This is a genomic window from Bdellovibrio bacteriovorus str. Tiberius, assembly GCF_000317895.1.
GTDB classification, from domain to species: Bacteria; Bdellovibrionota; Bdellovibrionia; order Bdellovibrionales; family Bdellovibrionaceae; genus Bdellovibrio; species Bdellovibrio bacteriovorus_F.
In genome coordinates, this window is record NC_019567.1 from 670,500 (window position 1) to 695,631 (window position 25,132).

Sequence of the window (25,132 nt, forward strand, 5' to 3'; positions counted from 1 at the left end):
CACCCTCAAGGATGAAAGTTCTGCAACGAGAGCGCTTGAGCTAATGCGAGGCGAAATGGGTATAGATTAGGCTATTTTGGCGGCGGCCGCTCGGTTTTTCTGCCCCCGGCGGAAAATGAGGGTCGCGATAAGGCAAAAGCCGAGCCCACCCAGGCTGACGGCAGGCCATTGGCCCCAGCTCCACAAAGCCGAACCCACGTAAGACCCGAGGCTTCCTCCGGTAAAGTAGGCAAAGATGTAGATCGTGTTCAGGCGAGAGTGGTATTCCGGCGCATGGCTAAACACGCGTGATTGGTTGGAAATATGGGCAACCTGAATGCCCAGATCCAGCACCAAAACACCCAGAACGATGCCCGCCACGAAAGTGGAGGAAAGTGCTAGCAGGGCAAAGGCCCCCATAGAACAATATAGTCCCATGCGGATGGTGGCAGCGGCCCCTTTTTTGTCGGCATAGCGTCCAGCCAGTGGAGCCGCCAAAGCGCCGATCATCCCCAAAGCTCCAAACAGGCCGATGGTTTTCGGGTCATAGTTAAAGGGTGCAGCCTCCAGCAGGAAGGTCAGCGTTGTCCAGAATGCCGAGAAGGTCCCGAACAGGATTGCGCCCATCAAAGCAGCTTCGCGCATGGTGGGAAGCTCACGGAAAAGTTTAGCCGTGGAAAGCAGCAGCTGTTTGTACGTGCCTTTGAAGTTTGGTTCTGACATCGGCAGTACGAATTGCGACACGATGGAAAGAATCAGACTGACTGCGCCGGCAAAAATGAAAACGGTTTTCCAGCCGAAGTACTGCGCGATGAAACCCGCCAGAGTCCTTGCCATCAGCGAGCCGATCAGAATACCGGAAAGCACGATGCCGACGACCTTGCCGCGCTCTTCAGGTTTGGCCAGGTTTGCCGCAAAGGGAATCAAAACAGACTGGGACACGTTGAAGAAACCCATCACACAGCTGATCGCACAGAACACACCCAGGGTGGGACTGAAAGGCAGTGCGATCGCCAGCAGGCCTGCCATGGTCATAGAGCCTTGAATAAGTTTACGGCGTTCGATCATGTCGCCCATCGGAACCAGGAACAAAATCCCCAGTGCATAGCCGATCAAGGTGAAGGCTGGAACCAAAGACACTTTGCTTTCAGTCACACCAAATTCACGCGCCAGAATCCCCAGCAACGGTTGGTTGTAGTACATATTGCCCACGACCAGAATGCAGGTCAGGGTCATGAAGAAAACTTGTGTGCGAGAAAGGCCTTTACCCATAGGATCCTATAGGTAGTTCATTTGAATGTGATATTCAATCAATAGATGCGAATGTGAATTATTGCTGCGACATTACTGAGTCGCACTCTGAAATAATCTGTTTCGCAGGTTTGCCTTTGTGGCAGGACTTGCGCAGATCGCGAATCAGCTTCATTTTTTTGTCTTCGGATTTCAGCGCTTCAACGTCGTGAACAAATCCATAGAAGTCACTTAGCACGGCACCTTGAATTTCAGCGGTGATAACCAGTTTGTCCGTGGTGCTGACGCCATCGGGATTCTGCTGGCGTTCTTTCAGGCGATCAATCTTACTCATGATCTTGTGGGCCGGAACCATCAGGCGGTGAATGCGGCTGATATCATCTGTGATCAGGCGGAAATCAGGATCCTGCAGGGCACGGGTGCCTTGCTGTTGATAATATTTTTCCAGATAAGCGACTTTGTTTTCTCTCAGTTGTTCGCGGTCCATGTGACTGGCATCGCACAATGACGGGCACAGCGGCGGCGGGTTGGTTTTTTCAAGCTTGCGCACCAGATCGCCGATTTCAGAACTCATCATCACAAATGACCTTGAAGTGTCGAAGGCCTTGCGGAAGTTTTCTTTCGAGGATGCCGGAATCAGCTCTTGTGCCGGAGCCTGATCGCCGGTTTTCAGATCCGGAGTCAAAGTGGCTTTGGCCACCGGGTAGGGTTTTTTCTGAACTGTGGTGGTGTTCGTGGGGTTTTGGATTAGATAATCAACCGTGTAGTAGGTGATGACAGCCATTCCAACAAAGGCGCAGGTCACGATTCCCAACGTGAAAAACATCAGATACTTCAATGTGCTGCGCAGAAACTTCATGAACAGAAAATTAGCAGAAGCCGGTGAATCTGTCAGCCTTATTGATCTCTTTCCATGGATTCATCGCCCACAGTCTCGTCCGGGGAAGGAAGCGCCTTCAGATTGCGTTTATTTGCTTCCTGGGTCACAGACCGGGCTGACTGTTGGTACAGATATCCGAACAGACCTCGGGCTTGTTCCACAATCGCGGCATCTTTAACGATCACGATCTGCTCGTTGTTGTTTTCGGCGTTTTCACTTGGATTGAAGGATGTTCCCAAAACAGCCATCGAATCCTCGGGGAAGATAAACACCTTGTGGTGAATTTTGGATGTGGTCTTCACGGAAGTCCCGTCTTCCAGACGGAAATGGCGTTCACCATAAATAGAAGGCGCTGTGCGGATCTTGGTCTGAAGGTCCGTCACTCCCGCAGCGCCCAAGGCCTGCAGAATCGGCGCTTCGCCATCGGTCAGATATTTGCCCGAAGGCAGATCCTTCTTCAGACCCGACAACAACAGGAACGCACTCCATTCGCGCATGGCAAAGGGGGTGTCGCCGACAGAACGGAAATCAAACTGACCTTTTTCACTCATGTCCCGGGCCGCACGTTCAATCAGCGCGCTTTGAATTTGCTTGGAGGAAAACGCAAAGTGCACAGCCTCGATCGGACCCTTCGAGTTTTGAATCAACGGAACAAAGATGCTTTTGTTCACATCGCCTTCACCGCCGTTCGGCGAGAATGAAAGGACGATGTAAGAGGGCTCTTCATTGGGGCTTTTCTTTTCGCCCATGATTTTGTAACTGCCACTGATTGGGTACTGGCTTTGACCACGGATTTTGTATTCCAGGGTTTTTTTAAGTTCGGCCTTGGTGGCTTGTGCTGGCAAAGTTCCCAGGATCATCAAAGCATGATTGGCGTTGGGGATAGAAAACTCATTGCGTTTTTCCGGCGGCAGATTCACAAGATCCCCTTCAGGACCAATGCAGCTTTGTGTGAAGTTGCCAGACAGGAACAGCACCGCGGCTTTTGGACCAAAAGGGTCACGCAGAATGATCTTCTGGTGATTCAGGCCCACGGATTTCACTGCGACGGTTTTAAATTTATCACTTTCCAAAGTGGCAAGGTCATCAAAGATGGCTTTCACTTCAGGGCGGGTGCTGATGGTGCCGGCGTCAATTCCACCTGTGACCTTCACGCCTTTTTTCGTGTGCTGGTTCTTTAGTGCATCCGCGATTACTTTCAGATCGAAATCAAATACATTGTACCAGATTTCCTGCTCGGCTCCGGCGATGAAGTCCACGACAACTTTGCGCAGATCATCGCCCGGCAATGTGCGGGTCTTGCCTTTGATGGTTTTTAAGTGCGGGTGATTAATGAACAGACGCATGCCACGAAACCCCGGAGATCCACCGGGCAGATCCATCGTCAGGGGCTGAGACGGGCTTTCGTATTTCGCCAGTTGTTCAGCAAAGCGCGGGGTTTGCACCACGGTTTTAAGCTGGGTTTTGACTTCTTTTAGATAAGCCGTGTAAGCCTCGGGCGATTCACTTTGGGCCTTGGCCAATTTCGCGGTCGTATCTTCAAGGATCGCGATGTATTCAGGATTTTTCTTCAGTAAAAACACCAGCTGACTTTGAGTCAGGGGATTTTTCTGCTGCACGATAGATTCGTTCAGGGCCTTATAAAGGTCTTTTTGAGTCATGGTTTTAAAGGCCACATCAAAGATCCGGGCATAGTCGTAGCTGTCGGCTAGTGCCGGGGCCACCAGGATCTGAAGAACGAACAAACTAAAGAATAATAGCTTCTTAACCATTCCGTGAAGTACAGCAAATCCCCCGCCATTCGGAGGAAAGCTTATATTTGATATGGAACCCATAGGCCGGGGTTTGAGGGCCCAAAACCGTCACCGGGGGGCCTTTTAGGGAATAAAAAACGGACCGAAGGTGGTTCGGTCCGTTTTAAGGTTTGGTTCGAACGGATGAAGACTAGATCGCCAGACGGCAGGAAGCTTCCATCAGAATTTCACGACTCCACAGGGTCCATTTGGTTTCGTCCTCTTCGGTGCGCAGAACGCCGTCAGCATAAGAACGGGACACGTTGGTTTCGTAAACTTCGATATAGAATTTGCCAGCGCCCTGATTGCGCACGCTGATTTGATAGTTGTCGTAAGTGCCGATAGCAGCATTCTTGCCGACAACAGTGGACACCTTCGTGTCGACCATCACTTCGCTGTTCACCGTAAGCTTGCAGAAAAGATCCTGAGCCTGAGCCGCAGCGCCAGACAACAAAACTGTGAGTGAAAGAAGCAGGTGTTTCATAGTAGTTCCTCCATGGATGTCTATTCATGCTGTCAGTGCCAAACACAAAGTGTCCACAGTTTATCGCGGAACAAGACAAAAGGTCCTTAAAGCCACAAGATCAAGGACCGGGAACCAAAAAGGTACCTGCTTACTTTTGCATAAACGACGCATCAAAAAAGAGGCCTCTGTTATGCGCTCAACGCAGTGTTTATGCAAAAGTAAGCAGGTACTTTTTGGGGATGGGGAATAAAAAAAGGGAAGGTTTATGCCTTCCCTTTTTTTAACTCTGAAAATGTCAGAAAAGAATTACTTCTTTTTGGAAACTTTCTTGGTTGTTTTTTTCGCAGCAGCTTTTTTCACTGTCGCTTTTTTCTTCGTAGTTGCAGCAGGTTTAGCAGCTGCTTTTTTGGAAGAAGCTTTTTTAGTCGTTTGTTTTTTGAACAAGGACTTTTCTAGCTTGGTCTTTTGAACGATGGCTTTCTTTTTGTAAGCCTGGATGTTTTTTTCCAGATCGTCAGCGGACTTTTTGATTTTGGAAATAGTGCTGTTCACTTCTTTTTCCAATTTAGCTTCGGAAGTGGAAAGAACTTTTACGATCTCCTGATATTTCTTCCAAGCCAGTTCGATCTTGTCTTCTTTTTCCTGATCAAAACGGCCTTTAAGTTCAGACTCTTTCTTTTTGATCTCGTCGCTCAGCTTCTGGAAGCTTTCAAGAAGGTTTTGAACGTTTTTGTTGCCAGAAAGATTTTCAAGAATTTTTTGGAAAGCTGCAGTTGCCACAAGGTCTCCTTTGTTTACATCCCCAACATACACCCGCAAGAGGGGAATTCATAGCCCCTCGGGGCTATTTTGACGTAAAATTAATAGTTTCAAGCCATACTTCGCGCTGGGCAGAGAACTGACCCGAGAACTTCTCCAGTCCTTTTTCGCGCATTTGCATTGCGTATTCAGACATATAGGTCTTTACCGCCTCTTCATCCTTGAGGGTGTAGATGATCTTCACGTCTTTGCTGGAGGCTTCCATGGCGCCACCTTTACGCAAGCAAAGCTCCGCTTTGATAAAGCCGGGTAGAGCAAGTACTTCAGCGATGTGTTCGTTTTTAAGCCAGTCGACGTACTCAGGGTAAGTCTCCCAACGAACTGCCAGTTGAACGATATAGGTAACCATGACGCTCCTTAAAGAGTGAATTTAAAGTCCTTGATTAGCATGCCCGGCACTTTTTTGCCACCTAAAGCACGGCTTTCGTAAGTCGACACCATGGGGTCGACCTCTTGGAAGTCCGTCACTGCCAGCAGGTTTTCACCCAGGCAGTCAAACAGGCTTTCATCAAAACGCAGATCCGCGATCGGCGCCACGATTTCACCGTTTTCAACCCAGAAGCACGCATAGCGGGTCATCCCGGTGATACGCGCATTCAGACGGTCCGACCAATTCAAGTAATGCAGGTTGGACAAATAGAGTCCGGTGCCTAGTTCTTTCAAAATGTCGTCTTTTTTCAAGGCCCCAGGCAGGATCTCCATCGCGCGAGGACCTTCATGGGAATCCCCCGCGTTGCTCTGAACGCCGTATTCTTTAGCCGAACGGCTGCTGATCACATAGCTGTCCAACTGTCCTTTGGTGATCAAGCCCAGTGTTTCCGGAGCCAGTTCACCCAAAGAGTTATAACGATGAGTCAGACCCATGCCATAGTTTTCGCGCATGTTGAACAGCGGCGACAGGGACTTTTCCTTGTCCGCCAGTTTCATCAAAGCACTGCCACCTTGTTTGTGGGCATTAAAGCTCAATGCCCCCCAAGAGAACATCGAAGCCAGTTCCGCCACCGCGCCCGGAGCCAGATAAGTGCGGTAAGCACCTGGCTGCAGGACTTTCTTCGGGCGGTCCATCAGGCTGAGCTGATTTTTGCTTTGGGCAATGCTGGCATCAAAAGCTTTTTGGTCCCAGTGAGTGCCGGCATAAATCGACTTCACGGCTTTTTCACCCATGTACAGGGAATAATCCACGAAGAAGTTTTCGGTCGCAAACCAGTGGCTTTGGCCAGCCGAGTTTTTATTCGCAGAAATGATAGGACCTGCGCAATAAAGCCCAGCAAAGTCAGCACCCGCTGCCGGAGTCGTGATCGCTTTGATCACGTCTTCGTCTTTCAGCAAAGAACCTTTGAAGGTGTTGTCGCTGGTGCCGTTGTTGACGATGGCCACCTGATACGGATCTTCAGGAAGAAGCGCACATTCCTGACGGGCTTGGTCCAGCCAGAATTCAACACGCTGTTTGTCTTCATCAACTTCGCCGGTGATGGAAAAACTGATGTTCGCGGTCTTGCCGTCTTTTTGCAGGGTCAAAGTCAAAGAACGCTGTTCAACGTGGGTGTTCTGGCGGACTTTGTTCGCGTTGAAACGCACAAACAAAGATTCTTCCGCATGCAGGTTCACATTCGCAGCTTCATTCTTTTCAAGCTTTGCTAAAAGGTGATCCGCCACGATGTTGAAGGACTGTTTTGTTTTTTCTGTAAAATTAAGCACCGAAAACCTCCACATCTGCAAACAGGCAATAAGGCGTGGTGTGTCCCACACGGATCACCTGATTTGGTTCCCCTTTACCACAGTACGGAGATCCAAAGGTCTCGCGGTTTTCACTGACGGCTTTCAGGTTGTTCCAGAACTTCACGGTGGTGCCGCGATAGTTTGGATTTTTCACGGTCTTGGTCAGTTTGCCGTTTTCAATCAGTTTACCGTATTCACAGCCGAACTGGAATTTGTTGCGGTAATCATCAATGGACCAGGACTTGTTCGCCAGCATGAATACACCGCGCTCAACGGAAGCAATCATGTCTTCCAGTTTGGAAGTGCCCGGCTCAAGGTTGATGTTCGCCATACGGTCAATCGGCGCACGATTCCAGGATGAAGATCTTGAATTCGCCACACCTGGCAGGTTCAGACGGCTTTGTGATTCAAGACCGCCCAAGCCACGCACCAGCAGGCCGTTGTGAATCAGGAATTCTTTGGTTGCCGGGTGACCGGAATCATCAAACGCATAAGATGCCAGAGCGTCTTCGATGGTCGGATCGAAAGTCACGTTCATCAGTTTGGAACCATACTGCAGGTGTCCGAAGTCATCTGGTTTTACGAAGCTCCAGCCGGCATAGTTTCTTTCATCACCCAAAATACGATCGTATTCCAGCGGGTGACCGATGGATTCGTGCACTTGCAAAGTCATCTGGTCTGGAGCCAGCAAAAGATCCATGGAAGTGTCCGGGCAGTTTTCGGCAGAAAGCAGCTCGACGGCTTCTTCCGCCAGTTTTTTGGAACGTTCCAGGATGGAAGCGCGGTCAAAGACCTCAGCCCCCACCTGAAGGCAACGTGCCAAACCGCCGCTGTCGGAACGGGTCTGGGTTTCGCCACCGGCCGCCGCGGTTGCCGAGAAGTCCGTGTTCACGATTGAAAAGCTTTGTTCGAAATCAGATCCGGAAGATGTCACCGTGTGGAAGTGAGTTTCCACGATCATCGCGGTGGCAGAACGGCTGACGATCTTGTCAGAAACCTTCATGGCACGAGTTGCGTCCACGAAAATGTCTGAAATTTCCTTCGCCGAGAAAGAATCCAAAGGTTTTACCACCGGGGATTTGTAAGAGCCTTGTGCCACCGGGCGCTGGTCCACAGAGAAATTGTGAACTTTGTGTGAGCTTGCAGCTTTCGCCATCATGATGGCTTTATCCAAAGCGCGTTTGATGCCGGTGCCGCTCAGGTCACTGGTGCCGGAAAAACCAAAGTGGCCGTTTACCAAAACCTCGACCATGACCCCTTGATCGAAACTGATCACATTACGGTCCGGCTTTTCATCGCGAACCATGCGGTAGGTGGTTTTTTCAGTCACGTGACGCAAACTGACCCAGTCAGCGGATCCTTTGAGCGTGTGGAGGGTTCTTTGTAAATCCATTAAAGACCTCTTTTCCGAGTAGAATTAAGCACTTCCAATAACCAATCATGCCCGAAAAGACAACCTCGAAGGGTGCTTTCTGAAAAGTCTTATCAAGCGGTACCCCTCGGGGCGAGGGTGGGCGAGATGGAGGGTCGAGTGTCAGAATGGGTTGGCAAGGCCTTTGCTTTATACGTTCTCAGGGAGGTTGCTGGTGTCATAAAGAACCAGCAAAAAAGGGGATGAATATGAGAGTACTTCTAGCACTTCTAGCAACAGGTTTCATGATCATGATCACTTACTTCGGTCCGGCAAATGCTTCGACCTTGGCGACCCCAAGTTGCAAAATGACTTCCGAGGGCATCTTTGATGGTTCTTGGGTGAAGCACCGTATCGTGGTGAACGAAGATGTTGTTTATGGTGCGAATGACATGGATTCCATCCTGTCCCAGCTTGATTCCTTGCGTGATCAGGGCCTTTGCCGCTAAAGTGGCAGGGCTTTGAACCGAAATGACTTTTTAACCCAGATTTGGAAACCCTATCCCGCGATGCCTGAAAATGCTCAGGCGGCAGGGCGTATTTATCAGATCGAGCGCGATGGCGAGGCTTTAAAGCTGGTTCTGCACCGCGATTCCGAAACTCATAAAATCCAATTTGAAAAAGCCCCGAAATACTCTGAATTTCTGATTGAGGGTGACATCGTCGCCGTTGTTTCGGCCACTGAAGTGGTGCTGCTGGCTCCGCAAAAGCAATTCCTGCCGAACCGGTCGTTCGACAAAGACTTGACCCTGAAATGGGGCACCTATCTGCAATCTTTGCGTGAATTCTTTGTTTCCCAAGGCTTTGTGGAATTAAAAACGCCTTCTTTGGTTGTGTGCCCGGGCACGGAACCCAGTCTGGATGTTTTTTCCACGAACCTGAAGGTCGGCTCGCGTAAAGAAAATCTGTTTTTACCCACCAGCCCGGAACTGCATTTGAAAAAAGCCCTGGCTTTGGGCGCTGAAAAAATATTTGAGCTGGCTCCGTGTTTCCGTAACGGTGAAGTCACCGAAAGACATCAGCCCGAATTCCTGATGCTGGAATGGTACCGCGCCTATGCTTCACTGAAGCTGATCAAAGAAGACACGATTAAACTTGTAAATCATCTGGCGCAGGCGATGAAGGTCGCAGGCCCGGCAAAGGTGACTTCTTATTCCGTGGCCGAGCTTTTCAAAATTCACTGTGGTTTTGAATTGAAGCCCGACACTTCCAAAGAAGAACTGAAAGCACTGGCCGGGAAAATCGGTGTCGATGTTCGCAGCGCTGAAAGTATTGATGATTATTTCTTCCTGATCTTCATGGATAAAATCGAAAGTCAGTTGCCCCATGACGAGCTGGTATTTGTTGAAAAATATCCGCCGTATCAGGCGGCGCTGGCGCGTTTGACGTCTGATGGCTGGGGTGATCGCTTCGAGGCGTACTGGAAGGGCATGGAGCTTTGCAATGCCTTCCACGAACTGAATGATCCAAAGATCCAGCGCCTGCGTTCGAAAGAAGACCTGCAAAAGAAATTAGAAATGGGCAAAGAGGCTGTCAGTCTGGACGAAGAATTCTTCCAGTGTCTGGAGGCGGGTTTGCCTCCATCAGGCGGGATTGCCTTGGGTGTGGAACGTCTGTTCATGGCGCTTCAGGGCCTGCACAGTATTTCAAGTCTGCGTCTTTTCCCTCAATAATCTATTTACCGCTTAAAACTTTTTGAATCCACGGCAGAGCGTGGGAAACGGCCGCGTAGCCTCCGACCGAGGAACCTTTGGCGCGGAAGCCTGAGCACGCGGAACCCCAGCTGACGACACCAACCTGAACAGCTTTGCCTGGTTTTTGGATGAACACAGGACCACCGCTGTCACCCGGGCAGGAGGAATGCTGGTGCTGAAAGGTATTGATACAAAGTGTTTCAGGCCCCAGCACATAGCCACGTTTTTTCGGAAAATCATCCTGGGCACATAATGACCGTGGCAGCAAAGGGGCTTCCAGTTTCTTCAACCAGTCACTTGTTTTTGCGCCTTCACTGTCCGTCAGACCCCAGCCAGTGATCATCACAGGTTCATTGGAATCACCCAAATCCACGGTGTTAAGTTCAACCGGCGTGATGTCCATCACAGCTTCAGAAAGCTCAATCAATGCGATATCGGATTTCGGCCAGTTGAAATCAGGATGAGTCTGAATAGAACGGATTTTAAGACGACGACTGTCCTGACCGGACTGGGCAATGCCACCGATGTAAAGTACCAGCTTGGCCGGCGCAACAATTCGCTGACGGGTTTCTGATTCATCTTCGAGCACACAATGAGCTGCAGTCAGCACCCAGCGCGGGGCGATCAGGCTGCCACCGCAGTGATGGGACACATAGTTTTCTTTCGGATCATTGAACCAGATGTTCACCATGAACGGGAATTCACCTGCAGAGGCAAACGTACCGCCAGTAATTGCCGGGGAAACCGAGGTCAGGCTAAAAATAAAAATGAACAGGCAAACCGAGAAGCGAAGCATACTCTTGTCATATTCGAGTCCTGCCAAGACATCACACGAATTAAGAGACAAGACCGAACACTTGTATATTTTTCCCAGAAAGGTGCCTGGTTGTTTTTTCTGGCTACAACGTATCATTTTGTTACAGGGCTTCTGTCTTGGATTTCAGGCCCATATAGGGTGAGCTGATTGCATGTGAATTATCCTTCTGAAATCCAGCTAAAGACTCAGTAAAAACAAGCCGTTAAGTCATTTATGGGAACATTTAAGGCACGTACTGGCATTCTCAGCTTTTTCCTCATTCTTTTGGCGGCGGTGGCGCAGGCGACTCCGACAACTTTGAATTATCAGGGACGCATTTTAAAAACTGACGGGACGGCATTGGAATACAACAATGTCAGCTTTGCTTTTGAGGTGACCAACGTCACTGGCACGTGCGTGTTCTATCGTGAACAAAGAAACAACGTGAACATGCAGGGATCCAAAGGGGTCTTTGATATTCCCATCGGTGAAGGCACAAAGTTGTATCCGACGGACCCTGGTTACAGTCTGCGTGATGTTTTTAACAACGCCATTGAGCACAATTGCGATGGGAGTGCGAAGTACACTCCGTCCCACGATGAAGTGCGAGTGTTGCGTGTGCAGTTTCATGACGGAAGTGGCTGGAAAGCGATCACTCCAAACAACATCATCCGCTCGGTGCCTTTTGCAAACTTCGCTTATTCAGCGGCTCGTCTGGGTGACAAACTTTCCACTGACTTTGTTCTGAAAGACGCCGTCTCGACCTGTCTGAGTGGTCAGTATTTGACCTTTGATGGCGCAGACTTCGTCTGTCAAAACGATGCCGGTGGAGCCGGCATGGTTTCAGACATCAATGCGACGGGTCCTTACCTGACGAAAGCTGGAACGGCCAGCATTCCGGTGATTTCGGCCAACGTCGGAACCGCGGCGGGAACTATGGCAGCGGGGAATGATTCAAGATTTTTGAATGCTGAAAAGATCCGGGGACAGGATATCAGTGCGACACTGGCGACTTCCGGCCAGGTTTTAAAGATGAACGGTTCCAATACTTGGGTTCCTGCGACACTGACATCTGCTGATATTTCGGGATTGTCGACGTCTTTGAACAACAAGATCGACGCTACGATGTTCCCAACCTCTTGCACGGCAGGACAGTCGCTGGTGTTTGTGACTCCGGCCAACAAGTTTGATTGCTACAGCATTTCGATTACGGAATCCCAGATCACTGGCACGATTTCCGGAGCGAAGATTGCCGGAAATATTTCCGGCAAAGCCGCAGGCATCAACGGCGTTTTGCCGGTCAGCGAAGGCGGAACGGGCAGTGGTGTGACCTTGAACAACAACCGCCTGATGGTTTCATCAGCGGGGAAAATTGTTGAGTCCGTCGCATTGACGGATGGACAGATTCTGATTGGTAAAACCGGGGATGCCCCGCAAGCCGCCAATATTCAGGCGGGTTCAGGTGTCAGTATCAGCAATGGAGCTGGCGGGATCACAATCAGCGCAACGGGTACGGGTGGCACTATCACGGGTGTGACTGCGGGCACAGGTCTTGGTGGCGGCGGCAGTACAGGCAATGTGACTTTGAATCTGGCAAACACAACGGTGACTGCAGGCACCTACGGGACAGCCACCAAGGTTCCTCAAGTTGTTGTTGATGCTCAAGGCCGACTGACTTCTGTGACTGAAGTGACTGTGTCTGGTGTGGCACCAGCCGGTACAGCAGGTGGCGATCTGGGCGGCACCTATCCAAATCCGGATGTTGTCAGACTTCGTGGTAAAGCTATTTCTGCGACGGCCCCCACAGCGGCGGGACAGTTGCTTCGTTATGATGGTACAAGTTACGTTCCGAACTTCCTGAGTCTTGCTGATATTCGTTCGACAGTGACTCCGGCAAATACCATTTTCCCGGGAACGGCTTGTTCCAGCGCGCAGACATTGACGTGGTCGTCCCTGACGGATTCTTTCAGCTGTCAGGCGATTTCGATTTCAGAGTCCAATATATCAGGAACTATTGCCTCGTCTAAAGTGAGCTTTGGATCACAGTCGGCCAGGACTTTCTTTGCGGCGCCGACAGGGGCTGCAGGTGCGCCGTCGTTCAGGACAATTGCGGCGGCTGATTTGCCAACCAGTGGAGTGGGTGCCGGTACCTATTCGTCAGTCACCGTGGATACCTATGGCCGAGTGACAGCAGCGACCAGTCCCACGACAGTGAGCGGGTATGGCATCACAGATGCATTCTCTCAGAATGGAAATTCCTTTGGTGCAGCGGCGGTACTTGGAACCAACGATGCCCAAAGCCTGCAGCTTGAAACCAGTGGCACTGCAAAAATGACGATTCTTTCCTCGGGGAACGTGGGTGTGGGAACTGAAACGCCTTCCACGCTGTTGCACCTCAGTCGTAGCCTTCCCAACGGGACAAACCCTTTAGCGGTGTTCGAAAATACAAATTCGACGATCTCGGGATTGACCACTTTTGCTGCGCTGGCTCCGAATATCGGGGACACGTACAGCAAGACCAATATCATTATTGGTAAAGCTCACAGCAACTATCAGGCTGGTAGCATTGAATACAATTACAATTCTTCAGATACAGCACAAAGACGGTTGAGTCTGGGGCATAAGGGTTATTCCCCGAATTTCCATATTACCGAGCCGGGCAATGTGGGGATCGGTACAACCAGTCCGACAGCAGATCTGGTGGTTACAGATGGTGGGACCGCTGCGCCTTATGTAAGTGTGGACAAGCTTGCTGTGATCGGGAATTCAAACACAGTGTTGCAGGTGACGTCACCAAACACCGCGGCCTCGGCCTTGTATTTCTCTGATCCCGACAGCCGGGATCCTGGTGGAATTTCTTATTCGCATACCAACGATCAGATGTCATTCCGCGCAGGCGGGGCTTTCCATATGTTCCTTGGAACAAACGGAAATGTCGGGATCGGGACGTCAGCTCCGGATGCGGATCTGCACGTTTACAGTCAGCGGGACACGGCCTCGCTTCACCCTCATCGCGCAGGCGTGATTGCCGAGTCAGAGGGGGCCTATGTGGGAGCAAGGTTTGCGGCCCGTCACTATGGTCCGACGGAAGTTCCCATGTTTATTGCTTACAAAGCTAAAGGCAGTAAGGCCTCTCCAACCGCGGTGACCAGCGGTACGGGACTGATGTCTTTGGTGGCTGCGGGATACGACGGCACAAATTGGGTGAGTTCATCCGGCACAACGGATTCGATGACAGTCTCGGCTTCCGAAAACTGGTCGGCGACTGCACGTGGAAGCAAAATCTATTTTGCCACAGTTGCCAACGGAACGACCCAGGGACTTAACCGCATGACTGTGGATCACAATGGTTTTGTGGGGCTGGGAACAACGGTCCCGGCGACACATCTTCATGTGACTTCCGGGGATGGGTACACGACCATCACCAATCAGAACGTGGGTACAGGCGGAAATTCCTGGAGATGGTATTCCTCGTCAACGGGGGCTCCATTAGGTGCCAACGCCATGTGTTTTGGCGCCGGGACTTGCTTGTTCACTCTTAGAACAGATGGAAGCGCCACCCTAACGGGAGCTTTGACTCAAGGTTCAGACAGAAGACTGAAACGCGATATTGCCAGCATTGACCATGCCCTGGCTTCGATCCTTCAAATCAACGGCGTGACCTACAACTGGATTGATCCATCCAAGGGTGACAAACGGGATATGGGTGTGATCGCTCAGGAAGTGGAAAAGGTCTTCCCTGAGGTTGTCAAAACTGATTCTCAAGGACTCAAATCCGTCGCCTATCAAAATCTGGTTTCACCGATCATTCAGGCAATCAAAGAGTTCTATTCAATCTGGTACAAGGATTCTCAGAACCTGAATGCAAAAGTGAATGCGCAGGAAAAAGAGATTAGTGCTCTTAAGGAAGAAAATAGAGCACTCAAGTCCCGCGTGGATGAAATCAGTTTGATGAAGAAATCCCTGTGCGCCAAAGACCCGTCTTTGGAGTTTTGCTCTCAATAACATATCGAAACGAGATCACTTCGGACCCTGAACCTAAGTCTGAAATTCAGGGTCTGGCATTCCACAATCTCACATCAGTCTTTCCTTATCCTTAGGTTGTTGACTCAATCGTGAGTGAGCGTTGCAATAAAGCTGGTGAGATTTAGAATGAAAAAACAAAACGCTTTAATTTTACTTCTGACACTGTCGTCCGCCCAGGCTTTGGCGGCCAATGTCTATACGTTCGCTGACTGCCTGGAGCTGGTGAAGAAAAATAATGCAGAGCTGGTCGCGGCCGAGCAGAGTATGGATTCTGCCAAATACAATCTGAATGCCTCTTACAGCAACTATCTGCCGCAGATCACAGCCAATGCCGGTTATCAGAAAAGTGAAACCAATCAGGTGGAAAGTGAAGGCTATACGGCCACACTCAATGCCACCCAGAATGTCTTTAACGGCTTTGGGGATATGGCCAAAGTTTCCGAAAACGAAGGCAAAGTGAAAGTGGCGGAAGCCAGCCTGCGCACGGTGAAAGCCAAAATCAGCTATGATCTGAAGTCCGCATTTGCCAATGTGATCTATGCGCAGGAATCCTTGAAGCTGACCAGAAGCATTCAAAAGCGCCGTGCTGACAATCTGAATATGGTGGAACTGCGCTTTCAAAGTGGCCGTGAAAACAAGGGCTCGGTGCTGCTTTCCAAAGCCTATCTGAAGCAGGCCCAACTGGATGTGTTGAAGGCGGAAAATTTCTTTAATACCTCCCGCAGTTCGCTGATTCGTGTAACGGGCCTTGCGCCTGATGCCGAATTTGAGGTTCAGGGGAAGGCGCCTGAAAGCACTCCGTCGTCCGTGACTCCGGCTTTTACAAAACTGGCTGAACAGACACCGGAACGCCTGCAGGCACAAGGGCAGATTCAAAGTGCCGAAGCCGGGTTGAGCAGTGCACGTTCTGAGTTCCTGCCTTCCCTGGATTTAAGCGGCTCTGTGGGTAATACAGGGGATAGCTGGTATCCGGAACAGGATCGCTGGAGTGTCGGCGCGACCCTGTCCTGGTCTCTGTTTTCGGGCGGAAAAGATTATTTCACCAATAAAAGCGCCTTTGCGCAAAAGCTGGTGGCTGAAAACACCTGGAAGAATTCGCAATTGGAAATCATCGTGAAGCTTCGCCAGACGTTTGCTGAATTCACCGAAGCGGTGGAACAGGTGAAAGTCAGTGATGCCTTCGTCGAAGCGGGCAGTGTGCGCGCTGAAATCGGGCGCAGCAAATACAACAACGGTCTAACGACCTTTGATGACTGGGACAAAATTGAAAATGATCTGATTTCTTATCAAAAGGATCAGACATTGAAACGCCGTGACCGTGTCGTTGCGGAAGCCAACTGGGAAAAAACACAAGGTGTGGGAGTTCTGCCATGAAATCATCAACCAAAAAAATGAGCTGGGTGCTGGCAGGTCTTGTCGTTGTCGGTGCGGCAGGGTTTTACTTCTGGAAAAAAGACAATGGCAATGCACCCACCTTCCGCGAGATTTCCGTTGCAGCAGGTGATCTGGATGTGACGATTCTTTCCACAGGCACGGTGCAACCGAAAAACCGCTTGGAAATCAAAGCCCCGGTGGCTGGCCGTATTGAACAGATTCTGGCTAAAGAAGGCCAGCAGATCCGCAAAGGTCAGATTCTGGCCTGGATGAGTTCCACCGAACGAGCCGCCATGCTGGATGCCGCGCGCGCACAAGGGGCAGAGGAATACAAGAAATGGTCCGAGCTTTATCTGGCGACCCCGGTGATTGCGCCGATTGCCGGTACTTTGATTCTGAAAAATGTTGAACCGGGACAGACCTTCACGAACACCGACGCCATTTTTGTGATGTCCGACCGTCTGACCGTGAAAGCGCAGGTGGATGAAACCGACATTGCGCAAATCAAACTGAAAGAAAAGGCCACTATCGTATTGGATGCCTATCCGCAAAGCCCATTGCCAGCGACGGTGGATCAGATTGCTTTTGATGCGACTACGGTGAATAACGTCACCACCTATTTGGTGGATGTGATACCTGATAGTACTCCGGACTTCATGCGAAGTGGGATGACGGCGAACGTAACCTTCACGATCGCATCCAAGAAAGGCATTTTGCTGGTGCCAAGCGAAGCTTTGCGTGTCAGTCAGGGGCGCACGGAAGTTCTGGTGAAAGTGCCAGGCTCTAAGCCGGCCCTGCGCGAAGTGCGCACCGGCATCACCGACGGCCGCAACACCGAAGTGGTGGAAGGCTTGGTTGAAGGCGAAGTGGTTCTGGTGACGCAGTTCAAGCTGGGTGAAAAATCTTCGTCAGGTTCCAATCCATTTGGTCCTCCGTCAGGTCCGCGCCGGGGTCGTCAATGATTGATATCAAAGGCATACGCAAATCCTATCAGATGGGCGACACGAAAGTGGACGTTCTTAAGGGCATCAGTCTGAAAATTGAGCGCGGGGATTTCGTGGCTATCATGGGACCTTCTGGATCAGGGAAATCTACCTTGATGCACATTCTGGGGTTGTTGGATGTTCCCAGTGAAGGCAGTTACAACCTGAACGGCCGTGAAGTCGCAGACCTCAGCGAAGATGAACTGGCCATTGTTCGGCGAGAGGAAATCGGTTTTATCTTTCAGCAGTTCAATCTGCTTCCGCGCATGGAAGCCTGGCAAAACGTGTCCCTGCCGCTGATTTACAGCGAGGATGGGTTTAGCTATGACAAGGCTCACACGCTTTTGGACAAGGTTGGTTTGGCCGAAAGAATTCATCACAAATCCAACGAATTGTCCGGGGGACAGCAGCAGCGTATCGCGATTGCCCGGTCCCTGATTAACAATCCCCGTATTATCTTCGCCGATGAACCAACGGGAAATCTGGATTCAAAAAGCGAAAAAGAAATCATGCAGATTCTGCACAAGCTGAATGAACAGGGGATCACAGTTATTGTTGTGACCCACGAAGAAGAAATCGGTCAGCAGGCCAAGCGTTTGATCCGACTGCGTGATGGTGTGATTCAGTCCGACGAGCGCCTTCAGGCATTGCCAGCAGCGCCAACCACCGCGCTGGAAAAACGTCAGGAACAACCGGCAAAATGGCCGGTGCGGGAAATGATTGAGCATCTTCATCAGGGCTTCCAGACGCTGGCGGCAAATAAAGTTCGTTCTGGGCTTTCCATGCTGGGGATCTTGATTGGTGTCGCGGCGGTTGTGGGAATGCTGGCGCTGGGAACGGGGGCCCGTCAAAGCATTGAAAAACAACTGTCGTCTTTGGGTTCGAATCTTCTGGTTCTGCGCGCAGGCAATGTGCGTGTGGGCGGGGTGATGCAGGAATCCGGTGTGCGCATTCGGATTTCTTTGGATGATGTCAGCACTATTAAGAATCAAATCAGCGGAATTAAAGATGTGTCGCCGTCGTCTTCGGGACGCGGGCAGATCACTTATCTGAATAAAAACTGGAACACGCAAGTCATGGGTGTGGCTCCGGCGTATGAACAAATGCGCGCGAGCACTCCGATCTTTGGCCGCTTTTTTTCCGAGGAAGAAAATCAGCGCCGCACACTGGTGGCAGTCATCGGAACCACGGTGGCGCGCGAGCTTTTCGGAGATAAATCCCCGATTGGCGAGATGATTAAAATCAACAAAGTGAACTTCCGCGTGATCGGTGTTCTGCCTGAAAAGGGTGCTGCGGGTCCGCAGGATCAGGATGACCGGATTCTGGTTCCGGTGGTGACGGCGATGTATCGTCTGTTCGGGAAAAACTATGTGGATTCAGTGGATATCGAAGTTCGCGACGCTGCGGATATTCCTGATGTGCAGGATTCACTGCAGGAGCTGATGAACAAACGTCATCGCGTGCCAGTGTCGTCACAAGGTGATGCATTTAATGTTTTCAATATGGCCGACATTCAGCAGGCGCTGAATTCAACCAATCAGACTATGTCGATGCTGCTGGCTTCGATCGCGGCAATTTCATTGGTGGTGGGTGGTATCGGGATCATGAACATTATGCTGGTGTCGGTGACCGAACGAACCAAAGAAATCGGTTTGCGCAAAGCCATCGGTGCGCGCCGCCGGGATATTCTTTTGCAGTTCCTGGCCGAATCCATCGTGGTCAGTGTGTGCGGGGGACTTTTGGGTATTGCTCTGGGGGTTGGGTTCTCGCTGTTGATTTCCAAGGTTTTGGGTTGGTCGACGGTGGTTTCTGCGGGCTCCGTGATACTTTCTTTTGGATTTTCTGCCCTGATTGGGATCGTTTTCGGCAGTTATCCGGCCAGCAAGGCGTCAAAACTGCATCCCATTGAAGCGCTTCGCTACGAATAACCGGAAAAAATGACAGAAAAGGCAATCTTGACTGTCTTTAAAGGCCTTCATCCGCTAGAACTTCCGCAATAAATAAACCACCGGAGGTTCCTATGAAGGCTTTATTGATCGCCGCTTTGATGTTTGTTTCCGCACCTGCATTTGCTGGAAAAATGAAAGAAATCTATATCATGACGACGGATAGCATTCTTGAAAACTTCGGTTTCGATGATTCTCAAGTTCAGATTGATGACTACAAATTCGTGACTGTTGAAGGTGAAGATCTGGCAGTTCAAACAACTGTTCGCGTTTACTACACTCGCGCGGTTTATACTTGCGTGACCACTTTCAAAAAGACTGAACACTTCTACGACGTAAAAAATCTGCGTTGCAAATAGTAGTTCCGTTGCACATTTTGAAAATAAAAAAGGGGCTGAAAAGCCCCTTTTTTCATTCTTAAAGACCCCGAAAGGTCTTTTCGATTTAGCCCTTTTCTTCCGGGCCGCCGTTGATGTCTTCTTTCAGTTCTTTACCAACTTTGAAGAACGGAAGTTTCTTTTCATCGACGTTGATGATTTCACCAGTGCGTGGATTACGACCTTTGTAGGCACCGTACTGACGGTTCACAAATGAACCGAAACCACGGATTTCAATACGGTCATCGCGCATCAAAGCTTCCACCATAGAATCGAAAATAGTGTTTACTACAGTTTCTGCTTTTACACGGGTGATGCCCGCTTTTTCAGAAATCAAATTTATCAAATCTGCTTTTGTCATTCTGACCTACTTAAAGTATTGATAACACTCTCGATTATACAGAAGAGAAGGGGGCTGACTACCACTTTTCAATGATTTAACTCAATGCTTCTTATACAGACCCGTGTTGAGCAGGATTTTACGGTAAGCATCAAGCACTGACTGGACCATTTTGGCCGTATCGAACAGGTCAACGACCTTCTGACGGGCCCGATCGCCGATTTCATCGGCCGGCATGGTGCCCGAGAAGATCTCGACCAATAGGTTCGACATGGAGTCCACATCCGCCGGGCGAAGCAGGAATCCGTCCCGTCCATCCTCGATAATATTGGCGATTGGGGACACTTCTGAACCCAAAACCACCTTTTTTTGAGCCATTGCTTCCAGGGTGGAGGGTTCAAAACCCGTGGTTCTGGAGCCCATATTCACAAAGGCATCGCCCAAAACGATATAATCTTCCAGTTCTCCGGCCGGAATCGCTCCGGTCAGAATCACCCGGTTGCCCAAAGCCAGGTTCAAAACCTGGAATTCAATGTCTTTGTATTTCGGACCATTGCCGACCAACAACAGATAACTGCCTGGTTTTTTGATGGCGACTTTTTCAAAGGCCCGCAACAAAGGAATCACTTCCTGCACGTCGGTCATGTCGGTGATCGAAACGGCGACGTGGGCATTTTCAGGAATTCCCAGTTTCTTACGCAATTCCAGGGACTTTTCCTTTGGTGTCAGATCTCCAAGTTCAATCCCATAAGGCACCGTGTAGGTGTGGAAATCCGGATACAGATAATATCTTTCCAGAATAATGCGCTGTTGGGGATTGGTGACAAAGATGCCATCGGCAGTGGAAAGCAACTGACGGTCACCACCATAATAAGTGGTCAGAAATTTATAAGCTGTTGCGACCGCCGTGGTCAGCATGCTTCCCAAAGTGTCTTGTTTCATCGCCAAAATGGCAAAAAGCTGGGACATCTGAGTCGCTTCAACATCGTAAGCCACCGCCACTTTGAAGTCATCTTTGCGGGTGGCAATGCGATAGCCGGATTTATCAATGCTGTGAACGATATGAAACGGATCTTCCTTGTGCAGTTGCGCAAACTTCTGACGAACTGCCATTTGAAAACTTAAATGAGAAAGATTTTTTGCGCCCTCGTGAAGATAAAACACTTTCACGCCATCACGGGTGACTTCCGGTTTTTTCAGTGCGGAACTGGCGGCAAGAACTGTGACTTTGTGTCCCTCGCGGGCCAGACCACGAGCGATAGGCCATAAGAAACCATGATCGGTGGCACGACTGAGAATCGGAAAACGTTGGGACGTCAGACAGATATTGAGTGTTTCCGGCAGTCGGGACTTTTTGGCCATGAAACTATCTTAGATGATTCAAGGCCTTGTTGTACAGACGATTGAGTTCATTCATCGAGGAGTCGATCAGATGGCGGTCTTCGGCCAGTTTTTCAGACAGGGATTCCGGCAGACGCAGATGGCTTTTGGCCAGCAGTTTGATCAGATCCTTTTGCAGTTGAGAATGATTCAGCACCCAGCAGTTGACGGTGTTTTTCCAAAGATCGGAATGAACACTGGTCTGGCGCGTGTCCAGAATCAGCACCGCGTGGGATTGAATCGCACGCAGATAATATTCAGTCATTTCAACCGGTGTGAAATTCTGTCCCGCCAGCATCAAAGCCGTGCTGCCACTAAGAAGTTGCTGAGTCACCGGGGCAGACAGAGGTCCAGTCAGAACCCAGCGGTCCGCACACTGGAATTCAGTCATCCAGGCGGCGAATTTTTTACGATCACGCAGAGTCCAGTGGGCGTAGGTTCCCCACAAGGCCACTTTGTATTTTTGTGCCACTGCTCGCAGGCGGATGAAGTAATCAGAGTCCGGATTGAATCTGGTTTCATTGAAAGGCAGAACCACGTAAGAGGACTTTTTCAAGTTCGCGATCAGCGGCAGTTCGCTGCTGTCGATGGCTTCTTCATTTTGTTCTGTTTTCAAATCCAGAACCGGCGGCAAGATACCACGGCCCTGGCGGTTGGATCGAACATCCAAACCACGAAGCTGTCCCAGTGTTTCGACTGTCGGGCAGGTGATGATGTCACTTTCCTCAACCAGATAGCGAACCGGATTTCGGCGGGACAGGCCATTTTTGATATTCAGTAAAGAGGTCGTCAGAACACAAGTCGGGTGGGATTTTGCAAAGGTGGAAAGCACCATTTGCGCGGCATTCATTTTATCATCATCCAAAAGCACATGCAGAATCTGGGGTTGCAGGCCGAATAAACCTGGGATGATGCGAACGCCTTCCAGAAAACTCCATTTTTTGAAATAGCCCATGAACTCGATGCCGCTGGTGTCGCGGGGAGTTTCGCCATAACTGGTCAGCAGAACCACCTCGTGCTGCTGGGCTTTTAAAGCCTGCGCCAGCTGCCACGAAGTCGCGTTCACATGTTTGCTAACCAGGATTATTTTCGCCATTCCAGTCCCAACGCTTTATAGATCTTGTGAAGGATTTTGCGGTTGGCTTCGGGGATATTGCGGTGTTTTAGCTCTTCCGGATGGATCCATTCCAGCATCATGTGATGCTTGGCCCGAGGCTCGCCCTTCCAATACAGGATTTCATAAAACAATATGAGAATCCCTACATCTCCGTAGGAATGGGTGCAGGCCAGCTTCAATTCACCGACTTCAGCCTCAATACCGAGCTCTTCATTCAGTTCGCGGGCCAAAGCTTCTTCAGGGGTTTCGCCATTTTCAATCTTGCCGCCCGGGAATTCCCATTGGCCGGCCAAAGAGTTGTTTTCGGGACGCTGGCCCACCAGGATCTTGCCGTCTTTACGCAGAAATCCAGCCACCACCGGGATCCAATGGCCCTTGCGGATTTTAGATTTTTTTTGCTTTGATTCAACTGCGCTATCGTCCGTCATTATACCTTCTAGCAACGTCATGGAAGAAACCTGGTCCATGAAACACAAGTGCAGAATAAATTTGAACAAGATCGGCGCCCATTTGCAATCTTTCAAAGACATCTTCTGGGCTCATAATGCCCCCAACACTGACTAAAAGCAGGCCTTCGCGTTTTTTGCCCAAAGTTTGAACAGCAACCTGAAGGGCGCGCTGCGAAAGTTGTTTTAAAGGAGCCCCCGAAAGGCCTCCTTCAGCTGGGAAATGGCATCCGGTGGGACGGGACAATGTGGTGTTCGTCAAAACAAAACCGTCCACGCCCAATTCCTGGCAGTTGGACACGGCTTCAGCCAGGCCTTCTTCCCCCATGTCTGGGGAAAGTTTCACCAGGACCGGTGTGGGCTCGAAGTGAGAAACGCGGTCCACGATAGGACCAATCAGGGCGCGCAGATTCTCTTTTTTCTGAAGATCTCGCAGACCCGCTGTATTGGGGCTTGAGATATTCACAACAAAGGCATCTGCAAACGGGCGGAACTGGTCCACCAAAGTCAGATAGTCCGCCACGGCATCAATATTCGGAGTGTGACGGTTCTTTCCGATGTTTACAAAAATCGGGGTGCGGTAGTTCGGCGCATAGGACGTCAGGTTGTGAAAGACTTCATCGCCGCCATCAGAAGGAAAACCCATCTTGTTCCACATGGCCTGAAGTTCCAGGTCACGGTCCATGATTTTTCCAGGATTCGGAGTTTGTGCGCGGGGAGTGATGGTGCCAACTTCAACAAAGCCGCAGCCCAACGCCCACCATTCTTTCAGATGTTCCGCATTTTTATCAACACCGCCGGCAATACCCATGGGATTGGCGAAGTGCAGATCACGCCAGGTAAAGCTGTTCCAGTGCGGAGTTTTTCGTCCGTGAATCAGAGAGTAGAATGGAAGCCCCAGAGAGCTCAGATCGTGAGCCCACTGGGGTGGTAAAAGCAACCAAGGACGCATTAGCGAGGGTACAAGCCTCTGAGCAGCATCGCGCGCTCAAGACGTTGAACAGAAACCGCCATCGCAGCAGATCTCATATCAATGTTCTTTTCTTTCGCCAAAGAATAACCTTTGTCGAAGGCTTTGGTGATGATGCCTTTCAGGCGACCATTCACTTCTTCTTCGTCCCAGAAGTAAGACATGGTGTCTTGAACCCACTCAAAGTAGGAAACGATCACACCACCGCCGTTGGCGATAACGTCCGGAGCGATGAAGACACCGCGCTTGTGAAGGATCTTGGTCCCGGCATTGGTGATAGGACCGTTGGCGCCTTCCACGATGATTTTTGCCTGGATTTTTTCAGCATTGTGCGTGTCGATCTGGTTTTCCAGAGCGCACGGGAACAAAGCATCACATTTCACTTCAAGCAGTTCTTCATTGCTGATCGGCTGAGCTTTTGGATAGCCCTTCAGGAACTTGTGCGCTTTCACGTATTCGTTCACTTCGTTGATATCCAGACCGTCGCCGTTGAAGATACCACCGGAAACGTCGCTGACAGCCACGATGCGAGCACCGCGCTCATGCGCAAATTTCGCCGCGAAGGAGCCTACGTTACCGAAGCCCTGGATCGCGATAGAAGCGCCTTTCATGCTCATGTTGCAAACTTCGAAAGCTTTTTCTGCAACATAAACAACACCCAAACCGGTCGCATGGTTACGGCCCAAAGAACCACCGATTTCCACCGGCTTGCCAGTCACCACGCCCGGTTGAGCGAAGCCACCTTGTTCCTGAGAGTAAGTGTCCATGAACCAAGCCATCGTCTGTGGATCTGTGCCCACATCCGGAGCTGGAATGTCTTTTGTCGGGCCAACGAATGGACCGATTTCAGAAGCATAACGACGAGTCAGGTTTTGTTTTTCAGTGCGGGAAAGTTTGGTCGGATCAACAGTGATACCGCCTTTTGCGCCGCCCAAAGGAAGACCCAAAACAGAGTTTTTGAAGGTCATCAAAGCCGCAAGGCCGACAACTTCGGAAAGGTCCACGTTTTGGTGATAACGGATGCCGCCTTTGTAAGGGCCCAAAGTTGGAGAGTACTGAACACGGTAGCCCGTGAATACTTTCACACTGTGGTCGTCCATACGAACCGGAACAGAAACTGTGATGCAACGACGAGGTCTTTTTAGACGCTCAAGGATGTTGGGATCGCAGTTGATAATTTTGGCAGCTTCATCAAGAGTTTGAATGGCGTTTCTGAAAAGAGGCCCGTCATAGAGAGGCTCTATCTTGTGTTCCATGATATGTGTCTCCTTAAGTACACGGTGAAATGTTAGTGAAGTAAATACTCAAAGTCACTCCGGAAAAAGGTGATGACTCAGTGGTTCTTTTTGACCACAATGAGCCTAT

The 25,132-nt window shown here is 50.3% G+C and carries 22 protein-coding genes; 7 read left to right on the forward strand and 15 right to left on the reverse strand.

All coding sequences use genetic code 11. From position 1 onward, the window contains the following. Nucleotides 1-66: 66 nt before the first annotated feature. From BDT_RS03310 to BDT_RS03345, 8 genes are all read right to left on the reverse strand, one after another. On the reverse strand, nt 67-1,251 hold the full coding sequence (locus BDT_RS03310; RefSeq protein WP_015089848.1) for an MFS transporter: 1,185 nt from the start codon (nt 1,249-1,251) through the stop codon (nt 67-69). A gap of 58 nt (nt 1,252-1,309) precedes the next feature. Then, on the reverse strand, nt 1,310-2,089 hold the full coding sequence (locus BDT_RS03315; RefSeq protein ID WP_015089849.1) for a hypothetical protein: 780 nt from the start codon (nt 2,087-2,089) through the stop codon (nt 1,310-1,312). A 38-nt stretch (nt 2,090-2,127) separates the two neighbouring features. Further along, entirely contained in the window at nt 2,128-3,855 is a 1,728-nt protein-coding gene (locus tag BDT_RS03320; protein ID WP_235046242.1) for a hypothetical protein, read from the reverse strand. 199 nt (nt 3,856-4,054) lie between these two features. After that, nucleotides 4,055-4,387 (reverse strand): hypothetical protein, encoded by a 333-nt coding sequence (locus BDT_RS03325; protein WP_015089851.1) that lies wholly within the window; start codon nt 4,385-4,387, stop codon nt 4,055-4,057. Nucleotides 4,388-4,675: 288 nt separating this feature from the next. Next, nucleotides 4,676-5,149 (reverse strand): actin-binding protein, encoded by a 474-nt coding sequence (locus tag BDT_RS03330; RefSeq protein ID WP_235046243.1) that lies wholly within the window; start codon nt 5,147-5,149, stop codon nt 4,676-4,678. A 64-nt stretch (nt 5,150-5,213) separates the two neighbouring features. After that, entirely contained in the window at nt 5,214-5,537 is a 324-nt protein-coding gene (locus BDT_RS03335) for a DUF4286 family protein (RefSeq protein WP_015089853.1), read from the reverse strand. Between the two features lie 8 nt (nt 5,538-5,545). Beyond that, complete coding sequence (locus BDT_RS03340) at nt 5,546-6,886, reverse strand: TldD/PmbA family protein (RefSeq protein WP_015089854.1); 1,341 nt, start codon at nt 6,884-6,886, stop codon at nt 5,546-5,548. After that, nucleotides 6,879-8,300, reverse strand: coding sequence for a TldD/PmbA family protein (locus BDT_RS03345; protein WP_015089855.1), 1,422 nt, complete (start codon nt 8,298-8,300; stop codon nt 6,879-6,881). Before BDT_RS03345 ends, BDT_RS03340 begins: the two co-directional genes overlap by 8 nt. Nucleotides 8,301-8,527: 227 nt before the next feature. On the opposite strand from BDT_RS03345, the gene BDT_RS03350 reads away from it, so the two are divergent. Both BDT_RS03350 and epmA read left to right on the forward strand, forming a co-directional pair. Beyond that, entirely contained in the window at nt 8,528-8,767 is a 240-nt protein-coding gene (locus BDT_RS03350) for a hypothetical protein (RefSeq protein WP_148278689.1), read from the forward strand. A gap of 60 nt (nt 8,768-8,827) precedes the next feature. Then, nucleotides 8,828-9,991 (forward strand): EF-P lysine aminoacylase EpmA, encoded by a 1,164-nt coding sequence (epmA, locus tag BDT_RS03355; protein ID WP_015089857.1) that lies wholly within the window; start codon nt 8,828-8,830, stop codon nt 9,989-9,991. Nucleotide 9,992: 1 nt separating this feature from the next. Here the strand turns inward: epmA and BDT_RS03360 are convergent, their stop codons facing one another. After that, nucleotides 9,993-10,808, reverse strand: a complete 816-nt coding sequence (locus BDT_RS03360; RefSeq protein ID WP_015089858.1) for a S1 family peptidase — start codon at nt 10,806-10,808, stop codon at nt 9,993-9,995. Nucleotides 10,809-11,042: 234 nt separating this feature from the next. Between BDT_RS03360 and BDT_RS03365 the strand changes: the two genes are divergently transcribed. The 5 genes from BDT_RS03365 to BDT_RS03385 all read left to right on the forward strand — a co-directional run bounded on the left by BDT_RS03365 (nt 11,043) and on the right by BDT_RS03385 (nt 19,496). Then, nucleotides 11,043-14,813, forward strand: a complete 3,771-nt coding sequence (locus BDT_RS03365) for a tail fiber domain-containing protein (protein ID WP_080602323.1) — start codon at nt 11,043-11,045, stop codon at nt 14,811-14,813. A 147-nt stretch (nt 14,814-14,960) separates the two neighbouring features. After that, nucleotides 14,961-16,208, forward strand: a complete 1,248-nt coding sequence (locus tag BDT_RS03370; RefSeq protein ID WP_015089860.1) for a TolC family protein — start codon at nt 14,961-14,963, stop codon at nt 16,206-16,208. Further along, nucleotides 16,205-17,170: an efflux RND transporter periplasmic adaptor subunit gene (locus BDT_RS03375; RefSeq protein WP_015089861.1), complete on the forward strand. Its 966-nt coding sequence runs from the start codon at nt 16,205-16,207 to the stop codon at nt 17,168-17,170. The genes BDT_RS03370 and BDT_RS03375 overlap by 4 nt, the downstream gene beginning before the upstream one ends. Continuing rightward, complete coding sequence (locus BDT_RS03380; RefSeq protein ID WP_015089862.1) at nt 17,167-19,119, forward strand: MacB family efflux pump subunit; 1,953 nt, start codon at nt 17,167-17,169, stop codon at nt 19,117-19,119. The genes BDT_RS03375 and BDT_RS03380 overlap by 4 nt, the downstream gene beginning before the upstream one ends. 92 nt (nt 19,120-19,211) lie before the next feature. Next, complete coding sequence (locus BDT_RS03385; protein WP_011163271.1) at nt 19,212-19,496, forward strand: hypothetical protein; 285 nt, start codon at nt 19,212-19,214, stop codon at nt 19,494-19,496. 85 nt (nt 19,497-19,581) lie between these two features. Here the strand turns inward: BDT_RS03385 and BDT_RS03390 are convergent, their stop codons facing one another. The 6 genes from BDT_RS03390 to BDT_RS03415 all read right to left on the reverse strand — a co-directional run bounded on the left by BDT_RS03390 (nt 19,582) and on the right by BDT_RS03415 (nt 25,023). Next, entirely contained in the window at nt 19,582-19,875 is a 294-nt protein-coding gene (locus tag BDT_RS03390; RefSeq protein WP_011163272.1) for an HU family DNA-binding protein, read from the reverse strand. An 81-nt stretch (nt 19,876-19,956) separates the two neighbouring features. After that, on the reverse strand, nt 19,957-21,216 hold the full coding sequence (locus BDT_RS03395; protein WP_015089863.1) for a glycosyltransferase family 4 protein: 1,260 nt from the start codon (nt 21,214-21,216) through the stop codon (nt 19,957-19,959). Between the two features lie 4 nt (nt 21,217-21,220). Beyond that, the gene (locus BDT_RS03400) at nt 21,221-22,330 is read right to left on the reverse strand and encodes a hypothetical protein (protein ID WP_041576967.1); all 1,110 of its coding nucleotides are present in this window, start codon (nt 22,328-22,330) and stop codon (nt 21,221-21,223) included. Next, on the reverse strand, nt 22,318-22,779 hold the full coding sequence (mutT, locus tag BDT_RS03405; protein WP_011163275.1) for an 8-oxo-dGTP diphosphatase MutT: 462 nt from the start codon (nt 22,777-22,779) through the stop codon (nt 22,318-22,320). Before mutT ends, BDT_RS03400 begins: the two co-directional genes overlap by 13 nt. Further along, entirely contained in the window at nt 22,766-23,749 is a 984-nt protein-coding gene (locus tag BDT_RS03410; protein ID WP_015089865.1) for a quinone-dependent dihydroorotate dehydrogenase, read from the reverse strand. Before BDT_RS03410 ends, mutT begins: the two co-directional genes overlap by 14 nt. Next, nucleotides 23,749-25,023 (reverse strand): Glu/Leu/Phe/Val family dehydrogenase, encoded by a 1,275-nt coding sequence (locus BDT_RS03415; protein ID WP_015089866.1) that lies wholly within the window; start codon nt 25,021-25,023, stop codon nt 23,749-23,751. Before BDT_RS03415 ends, BDT_RS03410 begins: the two co-directional genes overlap by 1 nt. Between the last annotated feature and the right edge of the window lie 109 nt (nt 25,024-25,132).